The organism is Arthrobacter sp. B0490, assembly GCF_002929355.1.
In the GTDB taxonomy this organism is placed as follows: domain Bacteria; phylum Actinomycetota; class Actinomycetes; order Actinomycetales; family Micrococcaceae; genus Arthrobacter_D.
The window spans coordinates 239,792-256,158 of record NZ_PJIR01000001.1; the positions used below are offsets into that span (position 1 = coordinate 239,792).

The 16,367-nt window shown below is 71.5% G+C and carries 13 protein-coding genes; 3 read left to right on the forward strand and 10 right to left on the reverse strand.

Going from position 1 to position 16,367, the window contains the following annotated elements; translation table 11 throughout:
• Positions 1–5 precede the first annotated feature (5 nt).
• The 10 genes from CXQ97_RS01150 to argS form a co-directional block, all read right to left on the reverse strand.
• Positions 6–716 carry an L-threonylcarbamoyladenylate synthase gene (locus CXQ97_RS01150; protein WP_104179010.1) on the reverse strand — a complete coding sequence of 237 codons (711 nt, stop codon included), beginning with the start codon at positions 714–716 and terminating at the stop codon, positions 6–8.
• Positions 717–774: 58 nt separating this feature from the next.
• Positions 775–1,764: a glycosyltransferase gene (locus CXQ97_RS01155; protein WP_104179345.1), complete on the reverse strand. Its 990-nt coding sequence runs from the start codon at positions 1,762–1,764 to the stop codon at positions 775–777.
• Positions 1,765–1,775: 11 nt separating this feature from the next.
• Positions 1,776–2,642 carry a peptide chain release factor N(5)-glutamine methyltransferase gene (gene prmC / locus CXQ97_RS01160; RefSeq protein WP_104179011.1) on the reverse strand — a complete coding sequence of 289 codons (867 nt, stop codon included), beginning with the start codon at positions 2,640–2,642 and terminating at the stop codon, positions 1,776–1,778.
• A gap of 2 nt (positions 2,643–2,644) precedes the next feature.
• On the reverse strand, positions 2,645–3,724 hold the full coding sequence (gene prfA, locus CXQ97_RS01165; protein WP_104179012.1) for a peptide chain release factor 1: 1,080 nt from the start codon (positions 3,722–3,724) through the stop codon (positions 2,645–2,647).
• A 182-nt stretch (positions 3,725–3,906) separates the two neighbouring features.
• Positions 3,907–6,117, reverse strand: a complete 2,211-nt coding sequence (rho, locus tag CXQ97_RS01170; protein WP_104179013.1) for a transcription termination factor Rho — start codon at positions 6,115–6,117, stop codon at positions 3,907–3,909.
• 366 nt (positions 6,118–6,483) lie between these two features.
• Complete coding sequence (gene thrB / locus CXQ97_RS01175) at positions 6,484–7,473, reverse strand: homoserine kinase (protein ID WP_104179014.1); 990 nt, start codon at positions 7,471–7,473, stop codon at positions 6,484–6,486.
• A 1-nt stretch (position 7,474) separates the two neighbouring features.
• Positions 7,475–8,578, reverse strand: coding sequence for a threonine synthase (thrC, locus tag CXQ97_RS01180; protein WP_104179015.1), 1,104 nt, complete (start codon positions 8,576–8,578; stop codon positions 7,475–7,477).
• Positions 8,579–9,910: a homoserine dehydrogenase gene (locus CXQ97_RS01185; RefSeq protein ID WP_104179016.1), complete on the reverse strand. Its 1,332-nt coding sequence runs from the start codon at positions 9,908–9,910 to the stop codon at positions 8,579–8,581.
• The gene (gene lysA, locus CXQ97_RS01190; RefSeq protein ID WP_104179017.1) at positions 9,907–11,463 is read right to left on the reverse strand and encodes a diaminopimelate decarboxylase; all 1,557 of its coding nucleotides are present in this window, start codon (positions 11,461–11,463) and stop codon (positions 9,907–9,909) included. Before lysA ends, CXQ97_RS01185 begins: the two co-directional genes overlap by 4 nt.
• Positions 11,464–11,465: 2 nt before the next feature.
• Entirely contained in the window at positions 11,466–13,106 is a 1,641-nt protein-coding gene (argS, locus tag CXQ97_RS01195; protein WP_104179018.1) for an arginine--tRNA ligase, read from the reverse strand.
• A gap of 263 nt (positions 13,107–13,369) precedes the next feature.
• Between argS and CXQ97_RS01200 the strand changes: the two genes are divergently transcribed.
• Genes CXQ97_RS01200 through CXQ97_RS01210 form a run of 3 tightly spaced genes read left to right on the forward strand, consistent with a single transcriptional unit; the run spans position 13,370 to position 16,317 of the window.
• Positions 13,370–13,939, forward strand: coding sequence for a hypothetical protein (locus tag CXQ97_RS01200; protein WP_306739451.1), 570 nt, complete (start codon positions 13,370–13,372; stop codon positions 13,937–13,939).
• 9 nt (positions 13,940–13,948) lie between these two features.
• Complete coding sequence (locus CXQ97_RS01205) at positions 13,949–14,809, forward strand: FAD:protein FMN transferase (protein ID WP_104179019.1); 861 nt, start codon at positions 13,949–13,951, stop codon at positions 14,807–14,809.
• Positions 14,806–16,317 (forward strand): FAD-dependent oxidoreductase, encoded by a 1,512-nt coding sequence (locus CXQ97_RS01210; protein WP_104179020.1) that lies wholly within the window; start codon positions 14,806–14,808, stop codon positions 16,315–16,317. Before CXQ97_RS01205 ends, CXQ97_RS01210 begins: the two co-directional genes overlap by 4 nt.
• Positions 16,318–16,367 lie beyond the last annotated feature (50 nt).

Consider the following 16,367-nt stretch of genomic DNA (forward strand, 5'->3'; position numbering starts at 1 on the left):
GGCCGTCAGGCGGAGGCGGCTCCGGCGTCGTGGTCCGCCCGGGTGTCGCCGTCCGCCGGGGCTTCGTCGAGGCCGAGGATGCCCGGCACCACCTCGCGCAGGCGCTCGAGGGGGATGGTGCCCTGGCGGACGACGGTGAGCGTCGCGCCCGTGGCGTCGATGATGGTCGACCCTGTCCCGTCGGCCGCGGTCCGCGGTCCTGCGTCGAGGTAGACGGCCACCGATTCGGCGAGCTGCCGGGCGGCGTCGGCCGCGGTGGTCGCCGCCGGCTGGCCCGTCCTGTTCGCCGAGGACACCGCGAGCGGCCCGGTCACCCTGAGCAGCTCGAGCGCGACCTCGTCGTCGGGCATACGGAGGGCCACGGTGCCGAGGGTGTCGCCGAGGTCCCACGTCAGGGAGGGCTGCGCGTGGCAGATCAGGGTGAGCCCGCCGGGCCAGAACGCCTCGGCGAGGGCCCTGGCGTCCGGGTGCACGTCGGTCGCGAGCCCGTCGAGCGTCTGGATCCGCGGGATGAGGACGGGCGGCGGCATGTTCCGGCCGCGGCCCTTGGAGGCGAGCAGGGTCGCGACGGCCTGGGGCGAGAAGGCGTCCGCGCCGATGCCGTAGACGGTGTCGGTCGGCAGGACGACGCACTGCTTGAGCGAGACGGCGCGCTGCGCGGCGGTGAGGCCCTCGCGTCGCTGGGCGGGGTCGGAGCAGTCGTAGCTGGTGGTCACCGGTTCATCCTTCCACTGCGACCCGGGCCTCCGCACATCGGCGGGATCCCCGGCACGGTCAGGACGACGGCGGCGGACCGAAGCCCGTGCCGCGCAGCCCCGCGGAGTACGCCGCGAACCACGCGCGCAGACCCCGGAGGTCGCGCTGCGTGAGGAAGTAGTACGGGAAGCCGATGACGTCCGCACCGAACCAGCGCAGGTTGCGGTACTTCCGAGCGTTGTACGCACGGTTGCGGAAGTAGGAGAACCGCTTGAAGTCCCCCTCCGGGATGACCGGGGTGATGAACCCGCCGAAGATCGGCTTCATCTCCGACCACGTGGCCGGGTGCCGGACGGCCACGGTCGCGAGGGTGCCGTACTTCAGGCCCGCCTTCTGTACCCGCGCGAGGAAGTCCACCTCATCGCCGCGGATGAAGTACTTCATGTCCGGCAGCCCGATCTTCGAGAAGACGTCAGAGCGGATGAGGGCGCCGTTGAAGAAGTGCACCATGCCGGGCAGGTAGCCGAGGGGTTCGAGGGTCGCGCGGTCGTTCGTGAGCAGTCCGTTGATGCGGAAGTTGAAGGACAGCCGCGTGGGGTCGTCCGTCGCCGCGACGAGCGGACTCACGATGTCGAGGTCGTGCTCGTGCGCCGCACGGAGCAGTTCGGCGAGGCAGCGTTCGTCCTCGGGGTGCCCGTCGTCGTCCATGAGCCAGATCCAGCGGGCGCCGCTCGCGAGGGCCGCGAGGATGGCGAAGGCGAACCCGCCGGCCCCGCCGAGGTTCGCTTCGGAACGGAGGTAGTGGATGGTGCCGCCCGCGGCGGTGGCCGCGTCGACGACGGCGGTGGCGGGCCTCGTCCCCGAGTCCACGAGCGCCACACGGGCGATGGGCGCGCTCTGGACCGCGAGCGACCTCAGCAGCTGGGCGAGCTCCTCGTGCCGGTCGTAGGTCACGGCCGCGACGGCGACGGTGTCCGTCTCGGCACCCGCGTCCGTGTGCGTGTGCGTGTCCGTGTCCGTGTCCGTGTCCGTGTCCGTGTCCGCGTCCGTGTCCGTGTCCGTCTGCATGCTGTGCTCCGTCATCGTGGTGCCTCTCCCGTCGTCGTCGGCTCCCCGCCTGCGAGGACCGCGCTCGTCGAGCGATCGCGGCCGCTGAGGTCCTGATGGGTCGTCACCGTGGTCCACCGACCCATCTGCTCGAGGAACCCGGCGATCCAGGGCGCCTGCACCTCCGCGTGCTCCATCACGAAGTAGCCGCCGGGCGCGAGCAGGCGCGCCGCGGTGAGGGCCGCGGCGCGTGGCAGCTCCATGCCGTCCGCTCCCCCGCCGTACAGCGCCATCCGCGGGTCGTGTTCCGCCACCTCGGGTTCGAGGGGCACGGCGTCGGCGGGGATGTAGGGCGGGTTGGACACGACGACGTCGAACGAGCCGTCGTGCTCGGGCAGGGCCGTCGCGAGATCGCCCTGCACGATGTGGACCCCGAAGGGCGCGAGGTTGGGCCCGGCCCACGCGAGGGCGAGGTCGCTGAGTTCGACGGCGTACACCTCCGCGCCGGGCACCTCGTCGGCCACGGCCGCGGCGATCGCGCCGCTGCCGGTGCCGAGGTCCACGATCTTCGGGGTGTCCAGGCCCGCGGCGCGGTCGATCACGAGCTGGGCCACGGTCTCGGTCTCGGGACGCGGCACGAAGACGCCGGGCCCGACGGACAGTACGACGCGGCGGAAGGACGCCGTGCCGGTGAGGTGCTGCAGGGGGACGCGGCGGGCACGCTCGTCGACGAGCGCCGCGTACCCGTCGGGGGCAGCCGCGCCGGTCAGGGCCAGGGCGCGCAGCCGTCCTCGGGACACGCCCAGCAGGTGCGCGGCCAGGAGTTCGGCGTCGACGCGGGGGCTGGGCACGCCGGCGTCCCGGAGCTGCCGTTCGGCCGCCCGCAGGGCTTCCTCCACGCCTACTCGTCCGCGCCGATGGCGTCGAGGCGGGCCTGCTCGTCCATCTCGATGGCGGACTGCACCACGGGTTCGAGATCGCCGTTCATGACGGCGTCCAGGTTGTACGCCTTGTAGCCCGTGCGGTGGTCCGCGATCCGGTTCTCCGGGTAGTTGTAGGTGCGGATGCGTTCGGAACGGTCCATGGTACGGATCTGCGACTTCCGGATGTCGGAGTTCGCGGCGTCGATCTTCTCCTGCTCGTGGGCGAGGATGCGGGAGCGCAGCACGCGCATCGCGGCCTCGCGGTTCTGCAGCTGCGACTTCTCGTTCTGCATGGCGACCACGATGCCGGTGGGGAGGTGCGTGATGCGGACGGCGGAGTCGGTGGTGTTGACGGACTGCCCGCCGGGGCCGGAGGACCGGTACACGTCGATCTTCAGGTCGTTCTGGCTGATCTCGACCTCCTCGGGCTCGTCGACCTCGGGCAGCACGAGGACGCCGGCGGCGGAAGTGTGGATACGGCCCTGTGACTCGGTGACGGGCACGCGCTGCACGCGGTGCACGCCGCCCTCGAACTTGAGCCGGGCGTAGACGCCCTCGGCGGGATCGTTCGAGGATCCCTTGATGGCCATCTGCACGTCCTTGTACCCGCCGAGGTCGGACTCGTTGGCCGAGAGGAGTTCGGTCTTCCAGCCGCGGGACTCGGCATACCGGGCGTACATCCGGAGCAGGTCGCCGGCGAACAGTGCTGCCTCGTCGCCGCCCTCGCCGCCCTTGACCTCGATGATGACGTTGCGGCTGTCGTTGGGGTCCCGGGGGATCAGCAGCCGGCGCAGGCGCTCCTGCGCCGTGGCGAGCTGCTCCTCGAGGACGGGCACCTCGGCGGCGAACTCGGGGTCCTCGGACGCCATCTCGCGTGCCGCCTGCAGGTCGTCGTCGAGTGCACTCCAGCGGTTGTGGGCATCGACGATGCGCCCGAGCTCCGCGTACCGGCGGCCGAGCCTCCGCGCCAGCGCCTGGTCGGCGTGGACGGCGGGGTCGGCGAGCTGGTCCTGCAGCTCGGAGTGTTCGTCGAGCAGTCCCTGGATGGACTCAAACATCGGTGTACCTCTTTCGGCTTTGTGCAGCCAGTCTACGAAGATCGGGAGGGCGGGAAGAACCGCGTCGCCGGGCGACGCCCGGTTCTCCCCGCCGCCCGGCACCGGGTGCCGGTTAACGGACGAAGCCGCCCGGGACGACCGGGCCACGAAGTGGCCGGCCCGTCCCGGACGGCTGCCCGGTGCTAGTCGGAGTCCTTGGAGCCCAGCGTGGTCTTCTGGACCTGCATGAGGAACTCGACGTTGGACTGCGTCTCCCGGATCTTGTTGGTGAGCAGCTCGAGTGCCTGCTGGGTCTCCAGACCCGACAGCACGCGGCGCAGCTTCCACATGATCTTGACCTCGTCGGGCGAGAGCAGGTTCTCCTCGCGCCGGGTACCGGACGCGTTGACGTCCACGGCGGGGAAGATGCGCTTGTCGGCGAGGTTGCGCGAGAGGCGGAGCTCCATGTTGCCGGTGCCCTTGAACTCCTCGAAGATGACCTCGTCCATCTTGGACCCGGTCTCGACGAGCGCGGTGGCGAGGATCGTGAGCGAGCCGCCGTTCTCGATGTTGCGGGCCGCACCGAAGAAGCGCTTCGGCGGGTACAGCGCCGCCGAGTCGACGCCACCGGAGAGGATCCGCCCGGACGCCGGGGCGGCCAGGTTGTAGGCGCGTCCGAGACGGGTCATCGAGTCGAGGAGTACGACGACGTCCATGCCCATCTCGACGAGGCGCTTGGCACGCTCGATCGAGAGTTCGGCGACCGTGGTGTGGTCGTCGGCGGGACGGTCGAAGGTCGAGGCGATGACCTCGCCCTTGACGGTCCGCTGCATGTCGGTGACTTCTTCGGGACGCTCGTCGACCAGGACCATCATGAGGTGGACCTCAGGATTGTTGATCGTGATGGCGTTCGCGATCGCCTGGAGGATGAGTGTCTTGCCGGCCTTCGGCGGCGAGACGATCAGGCCACGCTGGCCCTTGCCGATCGGGGCCACGAGGTCGATGACGCGGGGGCCGATCTTCTTCGGGTCCGTCTCGAGGCGCAGGCGGTCCGAGGGGTAGAGCGGGACGAGCTTCGCGAACTCGACGCGGTCCTTCAGGTCCTCGGCAGGCTTGCCGTTCACCGAGGTGACGCGCACCAGGGCGTTGAACTTCTGGCGTGCCGCGGCCTGGGTCTCACCCTCGCGGGGTGCGCGGATGGCGCCCACCACGGCGTCGCCCTTGCGCAGGTTGTGCTTCTTGACCTGGGCGAGCGAGACGTAGACGTCGTTCGGGCCCGGCAGGTAGCCGGAGGTGCGGACGAATGCGTAGTTCTCGAGGACGTCGAGGATGCCGGCGACCGGCAGCAGGACGTCGTCGTCGGTGACCTCGACGTCGTCGACGTCGGGCTGGTTGCGTCCGCGGCGGCGCTCGTTGCGGTCGTTGCGGTCGTTGCGGTCGCGGAACCGGCTGTTGCGGTCCTCGGGCCCGTTGCTCCCCGTGCCGCCGTTGCGGTTCGCGCGGTTGCGGCGGTTGCGTCCGCGGCCGTCGTCGTCGTTCGCGCCGTTCGCACCGTTGCCGCGGTTGTCGCTGCGCTCGCTGCCGTTGCGGCCGCTGTCGAACTGGGTGTCGCCCGGGCCGTTGCCGGAACCGTTCGACGTGTTGCCGGACCCGTTCGAGCCGTTGCCCGAGCCGTTGCCGGAACCGTTCGAGGTGCCGTTGGAGTTGTTCGAGCTGTCGTCACGGCCGTTGCGTGACCGGGTGCGGCGCTCGTTGCGGCCCTCACCCTGCTGTCCGGGCTGCGTGTCGGCCGCGGAGTCGCCCTGGCCGGCGGTCTGCGCATCGCCCTGCGAGCCGTTCTGCGCCTCGGCCTGGCCCGACTGCACCTCGGAGCGGTCCTCGCCGCGGCGGTTGCGGCGGTTGCGCTGGCTGCGTCCCCCGTTGTCACGGTCGCCGCGGTCCTGCTGCTCGTCCGTGGAGGTGTCCGCGTCGCGGGACGGGGCTTCGGCCTGCTCGGCGGGAACGACGGCGTCCGGGGCGGGCGTGGAGACGACACCGTCGCTGCCTGCGCGGCGGTTGCGGTTGCGGGTGCGCGGCTGGCGCTCGGCCGGGGCGGACTGCTCGTCCTGCACCCGGGTCTCGGCCGCGGCGGGGGCACCGGCGACGGCAGGACGCTCTGCGTCGGCGCTGTGCTCGCTGCGGACGGCGGGGGTCTTCCGGTCGGCGACGGCGGAGCCGCGCTGGTGGTCGGAGATCGCGGACACGAGGTCGCTCTTGCGCATCCTCGATCCGCCGGTGATCCCCAGCTGGCCGGCGAGCGCCTGCAGCTGGGCGAGCTTCAGGCCTGCGAGGCCGCTGCTCTTGGAAGTTGTTGCGCCGGTTGCTTCAGCGTCTTGGGTGGCCACACCTGGTAACAGGTCAGTGGTTTCAGTCACGAAGGATCCTTCCCCCTCGTCGGGCGGCCACCTGATCGATGGTCCGCGGTGGTTTGCCCCGTGCCGCATGGGAAGCGGGCGGGTTTCAGTCGGGCCGGAAACGATCCGGCCCGGGCTGGGTGTGCTGAAAGCCTGAGGATGTCGTTGTGCGGGAGGTGGGACCGCACGCACAAAGATAAGGTCGGAGGCTACACCGGAGGATGTGCTACTGCTGGTCGTATCTGCAGCTTCGCGGCGGTCTGGAGAAGAGGACGGCCCGTTCAACAGCACGCGGTGCCTGGTATGGGACACGGTGTCTGCTGGACGACACGGTCATTGCTTGAAGACACGCTGGTCCCGATGGGCGCATGATGCGCCCGGCGGTTCCTACCCTTGGTGCACTCCCACTTTAGCACCTTCGCGCTGCACCGCGAGCCTGAGGACCCGCCAGTTCCCCGGCGTGTCGCCCTGCCCGAGCAGGTCGTGCAGCGCCTCCTCGGCAGCACGCGCACCGGCCTCCCCGACGGCGAGGGTCAGGACACTGGGACCGGCGCCGGAGATGGTGCTCGCGAAACCGGCCGCGCGGAGGCTCCGCAGCAGCGTGGCGCTCGGCAGCATGGCCTGCGCACGGTAGTCCTGGTGCAGCGCGTCCTGCGTGGCGGCGAAGAGCAGGGACGGATCGGCTCCGAGCGCGTGGACGAGGAGCGCGGCGCGCCCCGCGTTCGCGGCGGCGCTCCGATGGGACACGGACGCCGGCAGGAGCGCGCGGGCGCTGTCCGTGGACAGTGCGAGATCGGGGACGGCCAGGACGGGGACCACATCCGGCCGTACCTCCACGCGCGTGCTGTGGAAGGCATGTCCGCTCTCCCAGGAGATGGCGAGCGATCCCCCGAGCGCCGGCGCCACGTTGTCCGGGTGGCCCTCGATGGAGGCCGCCCACTGCAGCAGGTGCGCGGCGTCGAACTGCTCGCCGACGGGCAGCAGGGCGTTCGCGGCGAGGACCCCGGCGACGATCGCGGCCGCGGAGGAGCCCATGCCCCGGCCGTGCGGGATCACGTTCGTCGTGTCGAGCTCGAGGCCGGGCGCCCGGTGTCCGGCGTGGTGCAGGGTGCTGATCAGCGACTTCGCCACGAGGTGGCTCTCGTCGGTCGGCAGCCCGTCCACGCCCTCCCCCGATGCCCGCACGACGGTGGTGCCCGACGTCGTGGTGCGCACGCGCACGGTGTCCTGCAGCGTCAGCGCGAGGCCGAGGGAGTCGAAGCCGGGCCCGAGGTTCGCGCTCGTGGCGGGGACGGTGACCCGGACGTCCTGCCCGGCGTCGACGGTCGGCAGGTCGAGCACCTCCGAGGACGCCGGCGCGGCATGCAGCCCGGCCATGTCAGTCCTCGAGTCCGAGCGCGGCGGCCACGCTGACGACGTCGAACTCCACCTTGGTGGGCTCCACGTCCGAGCCGTCCGCCAGGCGCAACGCCCACTGCGGGTCCTTCAGGCCGTGCCCGGTGACGGTGATGACGATCGTCTTGCCCGTGGGCACGAGCCCCTCCGCGTGCTTCTTGATGAGGCCCGCGACGCCGGCCGCGGAAGCGGGCTCCACGAAGACGCCCTCGCGGGAGGACAGCCAGCGGTGCGCGTCGAGGATCTCCTCGTCCGTCACGGCCTCGATGATCCCGCCGGACTCGTCCCGTGCGGCGACGGCGAAGTCCCAGGACGCGGGGTTGCCGATGCGGATGGCGGTCGCGATGGTGTCCGGCTCGGTGATCGGGTGGCCCTTGACCAGCGGGGAGGCGCCCTCGGCCTGGAAACCCCACATGATCGGCGTGCGCGTGGCGACGGCGGGCAGCTCGCCGGAGTGCATCGAGGCGTAGGGCGCCGCGTACTCCTTGTAGCCCTTCCAGTACGCGCTGATGTTCCCGGCGTTGCCCACCGGCATGAGGTGGTAGTCGGGGGCGTCGCCCAGGGTGTCGACGACCTCGAAGGCCGCCGTCTTCTGCCCCTCGAGGCGCGCCGGGTTCACCGAGTTCACGAGGAACACGGGGTAGGCCTCGGAGAGTTTCCGGGCGACGTCGAGGCAGTTGTCGAAGTTCCCGTTCACCTGCAGGAGCTGCGCCCCGTGGGCGATGGCCTGGCTCAGCTTGCCCATGGAGATCTTGCCGTCCGGCACGAGGACGGCGCACGTGATGCCGGCCTGGGTGGCGTAGGCCGCGGCCGACGCGGAGGTGTTGCCCGTCGACGCGCAGACCACGGCCTTGGCCCCGGCCGCCACGGCCGCGGTCATCGCCATGGTCATGCCCCGGTCCTTGAAGGACCCCGTGGGATTCATGCCCTCGACCTTGAGATACACGGCGGACCCGGTCAGCTCGGACAGGTGCCGGGCATGGACCAGGGGCGTGCCCCCCTCACCGAGGGTGATGACCTCGGTGGCGTCGGTGACAGGCAGGCGGTCGGCGTATTCGCGGATGACTCCGCGCCACTGGTGGGCCACTTAGATTCCCTCTACTCGGAGCACGGACGAGACGGCGGTGATGACGTCGAGCGCGGCGACCTGCTCGACGGTGGCGGCGAGCGATGCCTCCGGCGCGCGGTGGGTGACGATCCGCAGCTCGGCGGTGGTGCCGCCGTCGGGCCCGCCCTGGTGGATGCGCTGGCGCATGGTCTCGATGGAGACGCCGTTCTCGGCGAAGATCTGCGCGATGCGGGCGAGGACGCCGGGCTGGTCGGCGACCTCGAGGCCGATGCAGTAGCTGGTGCGGACGACGTCGATGCTCAGCGGCGGCACGTGGCCGGTGGTGGTCTCCGTCCGGCCGGGGCCGCCGAGCACCATCCGCCGGGCGGCGCTGACGACATCGCCCAGGACGGCCGACGCGGTCGGGGTGCCGCCCGCGCCCTGCCCGTAGAACATGAGCTCGCCGGCGTTCTCCGCCTCGATGAAGACGGCGTTGAACGCGCCCCGGACCGCCGCCAGCGGGTGGGAGCGCGGCAGCAGCGTCGGGTGCACACGCACGCCCACGCCCGCGGCGCCCGACTCGTCGGTCAGCATCTCCGCGATGGCCAGCAGCTTGATGACGTAGCCGTCCTCGGCGGCGGCCGCGATGTCGTCGGCCGTGACCGACGTGATGCCCTCGCAGTGGACGTCCTCCAGCGCGAACCGGGTGTGGAAGGACAGGGAGGCGAGGATGGCGGCCTTCGCGGCGGCGTCGTGGCCCTCGACGTCCGCCGTGGGGTCCGCCTCCGCGTAGCCGAGGTCCTGGGCAGCCTTCAGCGCGTCGGCGAAGGAGGCGCCCGTGGAGTCCATCTGGTCGAGGATGTAGTTGGTGGTGCCGTTCACGATGCCGAGCACGCGCGTGATGCGGTCGCCGGAGAGGCTGTCCCGGATGGGGCGGAGGATCGGGATCGCGCCCGCCACCGCGGCCTCGTAGGACAGCTGCACGCCCGCGGCGTCCGCCTGCTCGTAGAGTTCCGGGCCGTCCTGCGCGAAGAGCGCCTTGTTGCCGCTGACGACCGTGGCGCCGTGCCCGATGGCCCGCAGGATGAGCGACTTGGCCGGCTCGATCCCGCCCATCAACTCGATCACGATGTCGGCGTCCTCGACGAGCGCCTCGGCGTCGGTCGTGAGGAGCCCGGCCGGCAGGTCCACGTCGCGTCGGGCGTCGAGGCTGCGGACGGCGATGCCCGTCAGTTCGAGGGGGGCGCCGGCGCGGCGGCCCAGGTTCTCCGCGTCCTCGAGGAGGATGCGGGCTACCTGCGAGCCGACGTTGCCGCAGCCGAGCAGGGCTACGCGCAGGGCTCGCGCGGGGGGTGTGGCTGGTGAGTTCATGCTGTCCGTGATGCTCCTGAATCCGTGGGGTGCACTGCTTTCCCTGGCGAGGCGGGCTCGCGCTGGACGTCCCTGCGGAACAGGTCCTCCTCGGTCTCGCCGCGCACGATCAGCCGCGCGACGCCGTCGACGACCGCCACGACCGGCGGACGCGTCAGGTAGTTGTAGTTGCTCGAGAGCACCCAGCAGTAGGCTCCGGTGCCCGGAACGGCGAGGAGGTCACCGGCTCCGGTGTCCTCGGGGAGGTAGACGTCCCGCACCACGATGTCACCGCTCTCGCAGTGTTTGCCAACCACACGGGAGAGCACCGGGGGCGCCCCGGGTGTCCTGGACGCCAGGACGGCCGAGTAATCCGCGCCGTAGAGCACCGGACGGGGGTTGTCGCTCATGCCGCCGTCCACCGACACATAGCGCCGCGGGTGCGTAACGGAGGTGTCCTGGGCCGCCTCGGCTCCGGCGTCCGCGGCGTCCACGCGCACGGTCTTCGTCGTCCCGGCGGTGTAGAGGGTGAACGTGCTGGGGCCCACGATGGCCCGGCCGGGCTCGATCGAGATGCGGGGCACGGTCAGCCCGAGCTCCCGGCAGGTCGACCCGACGACGGCGGCCATGGCCCCTGCGATCTCCCGCGCGGGGCGTGGTTCGTCGGCCTCCGTGTAGGCGATGCCGTAGCCGCCGCCCAGGTCGAGTTCGGGCAGTTCGACGCCGTGCCGGTCGCGGACGTCCGCGAGGAAGCGGAGCAGACGCTGCGCGGCGAGCTCGAAACCCTCGGGCTCGAAGATCTGCGACCCGATGTGGCAGTGCACGCCGAGGAGGTTGATGCCGGGGTGGGCCAGGGCGTCCGCGACGGCGCGGGCCGCCGGGGAGGCGCCGCCCCCCTCTCCTTCGTCCTGACCCTCGTCCTGGCCCGGACCCTGGTCGGTGGTCAGGGAGAGACCGAACTTCTGGTCCTCGTGGGCCGTGGCGATGAACTCGTGCGTGTGCGCGTGGACCCCGGGCGTGAGGCGGAGCATGACGTTGGCGGTGCGGCCGCGCTGCACCGCCAGGTCGCCGACGAGGGCGACCTCCTGGATGCTGTCGACGACGATCCGGCCGAGGTCCGCGTCGATGGCCCGGGTGATCTCGGCCGCCGACTTGTTGTTGCCGTGCAGTCCCAGCCGGGAGCCGGGAAGGCCGGCGCGCAGCGCGACGGCGAGTTCCCCGCCCGAGCAGGTGTCGAGCCCGAGGCCCTCCTCCCGGACCCAGTGGGCCACCTCGGTGCAGAGGAAGGATTTCCCGGCGTAGAACACGTCCACTCCCCCGCAGAGGTCGGCGAACGCCTCGTCGAAGGCATCCCTGAACGTCGCCGCGCGGGTGCGGAAATCCTGCTCGGACACCACGAACAGCGGGGTCCCGTACTGCTCGGCGAGGTCGGCGACGGACACGCCGTCGACCCGCAGGACGCCGTCGGCTCCGCGGTCGACGTCCTCGGCCCACAGCTTCGCGTCGAGCCGGGCCGGATCGGCGGGAAGGGACAGCCACTCAGGGGCGAGCGGTGATGCCTGGATGGACCCCACGACTACATCCTCTCCGGCGCGGAGACGCCGAGGAGGTCGAGTCCGTTCGCCAGGACCTGCTGCGTGGCGTTGTTCAGCCAGAGGCGCGAACGGTGGACGTCCTCGACCGGCGCATCGCCGAGCGGCGCGACCCGGCAGGCGTCGTACCACCGGTGGTAGGTACCGGCGATGACCTCGAGATGCCGGGCCACGCGGTGCGGCTCGCGGAAGGTCGCGGACTGCGCGACGACGCCGGGGAACTGGCCGAGGGCCGCCAGCAGCTCCCCCTCGGTGGGATGACCCAGTGAGGCGGCGTCGAAGGCGCCCGTGTCGACACCGGCGGAGACGGCGTTGCGCCCCACGGCATGAGTCCTCGCGTGCGCGTACTGGACGTAGAACACGGGGTTCTCGTTCGTGTTCTTCCGCAGCAGCTCGGGGTCGATGGACATGGCCGAATCGGCCGGCGAGCGTCCCAGCGAGTATCGCAGCGCATCCTTGCCGAGCCAGTCGAGCAGGTCCCGCAGCTCGATGATGTTGCCGGCCCGCTTGGAGAGCCGCGCGCCGTTCACGGACACCATCTGTCCGATGAGGACCTGGATGTTCTGCTCCATGTCGTCCCCGGCACACGCCGCGATGGCCTTGAGGCGACCGATGTAGCCGTGGTGGTCGGCGCCGAGGAGGTAGATCTTCTCGGGGAAGCCGCGGTCCTTCTTCGAGAGGTAGTAGGCGGCATCGGAGGCGAAGTACGTGGGCTCACCGTTGGCCCGGATGAGGACGCGGTCCTTGTCGTCGCCGAAGTCGGTCGTGCGGAGCCAGACGGCACCGCCCTCGTCGAAGACGTGGCCCTGCTCCCGCAGGCGGTCCACGGCCTGCTCGACGGCGCCGCCGTCGTGCAGCGCCGACTCGGAGAAGAACACGTCGAAGTGCACCCCGAAGTCGGCCAGGGTCTCCTCGATGTCGGCCATCTGCGCCTCGTAGGCGAGGGCCCGCACGATCGGCAGCGCCGCGTCGTCGTCGAGGTCCGCGACGTCGGGGCGGGCGGCGAGCACCGTGCGGCCGAGGTCGGCGATGTACTCCCCGGGGTACCCGCCCTCCGGCGTCGGGCGGCCCGTGATGGTCGCGTGGACGGAGGCCGCGAAGTTGTTCATCTGCGTGCCGGCGTCGTTGATGTAGTACTCGGTCGTCACCTGTGCGCCGCTCGCCCGGAGGACGCGGGCGATGGAATCGCCGAGCGCCGCCCAGCGCGTGTGCGCCAGGTGCAGCGGACCCGTGGGGTTGGCCGAGACGAATTCCATGTTGATGGTGTGGCCGGCGAGCGCCTCGTTGGTGCCGTAGGCCGGGCCGGCCTCGACGATGGTGCGGGCCAGCTCTCCGGCCGCTCCCGCGTCGAGCGTGATGTTGAGGAAGCCGGGACCGGCGATGTCGACACTCTTGACGCCGTCGATGCCCGCGAGCCGGTCGCTGAGCAGCTGGGCGAACTCGCGCGGGTTCATCCCGGCCTTCTTGCCGAGCTGGAGGGCGATGTTCGTGGCCCAGTCCCCGTGGTCCCGGTTCTTCGGTCGCTCGACGCGCACCTCCGAGGGGAGGTCGATGGCGAGGTCGCCGGCCTCGACGGCGGCCTTCAGGCAGGCGGAAATAGCGGCGGAGAGTTCTTCGGGAGTCACCCGTCCAGCATAGCGGCGCGGACCTCGGCACCCGATTCGGGGGACGGGGCCGAGGCCCGACGCGATCCGGGCCGGGAACCCCGCACCTCCGCGGTTCCGGCCGGGGAGGTCTCCTAGACTCCGTGCAACAGTCCGGAGGACCGGAGGAAACGAATGCAGTGGTAGAACGTTGGACGGAGCAGGCACGTTAGTTCGATCTTCAACCTTCACTTCGGGGCCGGGCCATCCCGCCCGGCCCGACCCGGCGACCACAGGAGCACCCAGTGACCGAACGCCCGACCCGCACCCTTCCCGACACCCTCCCCGCTGCGCGGACCGACGTACGGACCGGGCAGGCAGGCGTCCGGCTCTCCCGGCGCGTCCTGACGGCGCTGGCCGCGGTCTCGATCCTCGGTGCTGCGGGTTGCGCCGGCGCCGAGGCCGAACCTCCCGCCCCCGAGGCCCCGACAGGAGAGGGCGCGTCGCAGGAGGCGGCACCGGCGGAGTCGACGACGGAAGCGGGCAGCGCCCCGGACACCGGAGCGGCCGCCGGGCAGGCGTACGAGGACGGCACCTACACCGAGACCGGCTCCTACCAGTCCCCGGCCGGACCGGAGGAGGTGGGCGTGACGATCACCCTCGAGGCCGACGTCGTCACCGCCGTCGAGGTGGAGCCCATGCCCGACAACCCCACCACCACGATGTACCAGGAGCGGTTCGCGGGCGGGATCTCGGACGCGATCGTGGGCAAGAAGCTCGACGAGCTCGCCGTCGACAAGGTCGCCGGCTCCTCGCTCACCAGCGGCGGGTTCAACGAGGCGACCGGCAAGATCAAGAGCGAAGCACAGCTCTAGGGCACCGGCGTGACGGACTCCTTCAGCTTCGAGGCGATCGGCACCCGCTGGCGCGTCGACACCGGCGCGCCGCTGGTGGCGGAGCAGCGGGCGGACGTCCTGCGCCTCGCCGAGGAGTACGACGCCCTCTACTCCCGCTTCCGCGAGGACTCCGGCGTCTCGGCCCTCGCCGCCTCCGGAGGTTTCCTGCCGCTGCCCGCCCACGGCGCGGACCTCGGCCGGCTCCTGCGCACCCTGCACGACGTGACCGGCGGCGGGGTCTCGCCGCTGGTCGGCGAGCGCCTCGCCGCCCTCGGGTACGACGCCGCGTACTCGTTCGTGCCCACGGCGGGGCCCGAACCCTCCCGCACCTGGGACGGCCTCCTGACGTGGACGGACGACGGCGTCGCCCTGGGCGCGCCCGCCCTCCTCGACGTCGGGGCCGCCGGGAAGGGCCAGCTCGTGGACCTGATGCTGGAGTACCTGGTGGCCGCCGGCCACTCCGACGTGATCGTCGATGCCAGCGGGGACATGAGACGGGCCGCCACAGGAACGATCACGATCGGCCTGGAGCACCCGTACGACGCGTCCTCGGCCATCGGCACGGTGGACCTCGGTTCCGCGGCGCTGTGCGCGTCCGCGTCCAATCGCCGGGTCTGGGGCGACGGGCTCCACCACGTCCTGGACGCGCGGACGGGCCGCTGCGTCGACACGGTCGTCGCCACATGGGTCCTCGCCGACGACGCCATGACCGCCGACGGCCTGTGCACGGCCCTCTTCGTCGCCGACCCCGCAGACCTCGCCCGAGTCTTCGACTTCGACTACGTCCTCGTGTACTCGGACGGTCGCGCCCGCACGTCCGCCGCCCTCCAAGGAGCCCTGTTCACATGACCGCAGTACTCGACGGCCTGCTGGGCCGCATCACCCTGTACCGGCTCACCCTGACCCTGCTCCTGGTCCTGGCCGCCGAGGCCCTCGTGCTGTCGGTGGCCGGGCTTCTCGCCTATACGCCGGCCGAGCTCGGCGGCACGCTCGTCGCCGCCGTCGGAGGGACCATCATCGGCACCCGCCTGATGGCCCTGATCCTGCGGCTGCGGCCGCACGGCGAGTCCTCGCTCATCACGGGGCTGATCGTCTTCCTCATCATGTTCCCGTCGAGCACCGCTGCGGGACTCGGCGGGATCCTCGTGGCCGGTCTCGCCGCGGGCGCGTCGAAGTTCCTCCTGGCCTTCCGCGGGCGCCACATCTTCAACCCGGCCGCGGCCGGCGCGGTGGTCGCCACGCTGCTCGGGGTCGGGGCGGCGGCCTGGTGGGTCGCGAACGCCTACATGCTGCCCGTCGTCGTCGTGGGCGCCGCCCTGCTGCTGTACCGGACGCGGAAGCTCTCCATGGGAGCGGTGTTCCTCGGGGTGGCGCTGGGCATCCTGCTGGTCGGACTCGTGCAGGGCGGCATGGCCCCCGGGGCAGGACTCCAGCTGGTCCTGACCTCCTACCCCGTGCTGTTCCTGCTCGGCTTCATGATGACCGAGCCCCTCACCCTCCCGCCGCTGCGCTGGCAGCAGTGGGTCTTCGCGGCCGTCGTCGCCGTGGTCTTCGCGCTGCAACTGTCGGTCGGGCCGGTGTTCCTCGGCCCGGAGTTCGCGCTCGTCATCGGGAACGCCGTGGCGTTCCTCATGGGACAGCGCCGTGGCGTACGGCTGTCCTTCACGGGGTCGCGCCGGCTCACGCCGACCAGCACCGAGCTCGCCTTCGCGCCGGCGAAACCCGTGCGGTTCCGGGCCGGCCAGTACATGGAACTGAGCATGCCGCACCGGAGGGCGGACAGCCGCGGCAGCAGGAGGGTCTTCAGCATCACCTCCGCGCCCCAGCAGAGCGACACCGTCACCTTCGGGCTGCGCACCACCGAATCCGGCAGTTCGTTCAAGAAGGCCCTGCTCGACCTGCCGAAAGATGCTCGCGTGACCGGCACGCTCGTCGGCGGGGACTTCCGCCTGCCGCGCGACCCATCGGTACCGCTGCTGCTCGCCGCCGGCGGCATCGGCATCACCCCGTTCCTCAGCCAGCTCCGGGACCTCGCCGCCCGGGGTGAGACGCGCGACGTCGTCCTCGTCTACGTGGTGCGGGGCGAGCAGGAGATCGCGTTCCGCGACGAGCTGGCCGACCTCGGGGCCCGGGTGGTGCTCTTCCTGCCGTCGGGGGGCGACGTCCCGCCGCTGCCCGGCGCGTGGACCCACGCCGGGGCGGACCCGACGGCCGGCAACCTGCTGGCTGCGGTGCCGGACCTCCGCAGGCGCACGGTCCTCGTCTCGGGCTCGCCGCGGTTCATCGAAGAGTTCCGTTCGGCGGTGCGCGAGGCGGGCGTTCCACGCGTGAAGACGGACGCCTTTCTGGGCTACTGACGGCCCGGAGAGCGTCCGGCGTTTCCCCGACCCGACCCGCACCTGCTAAG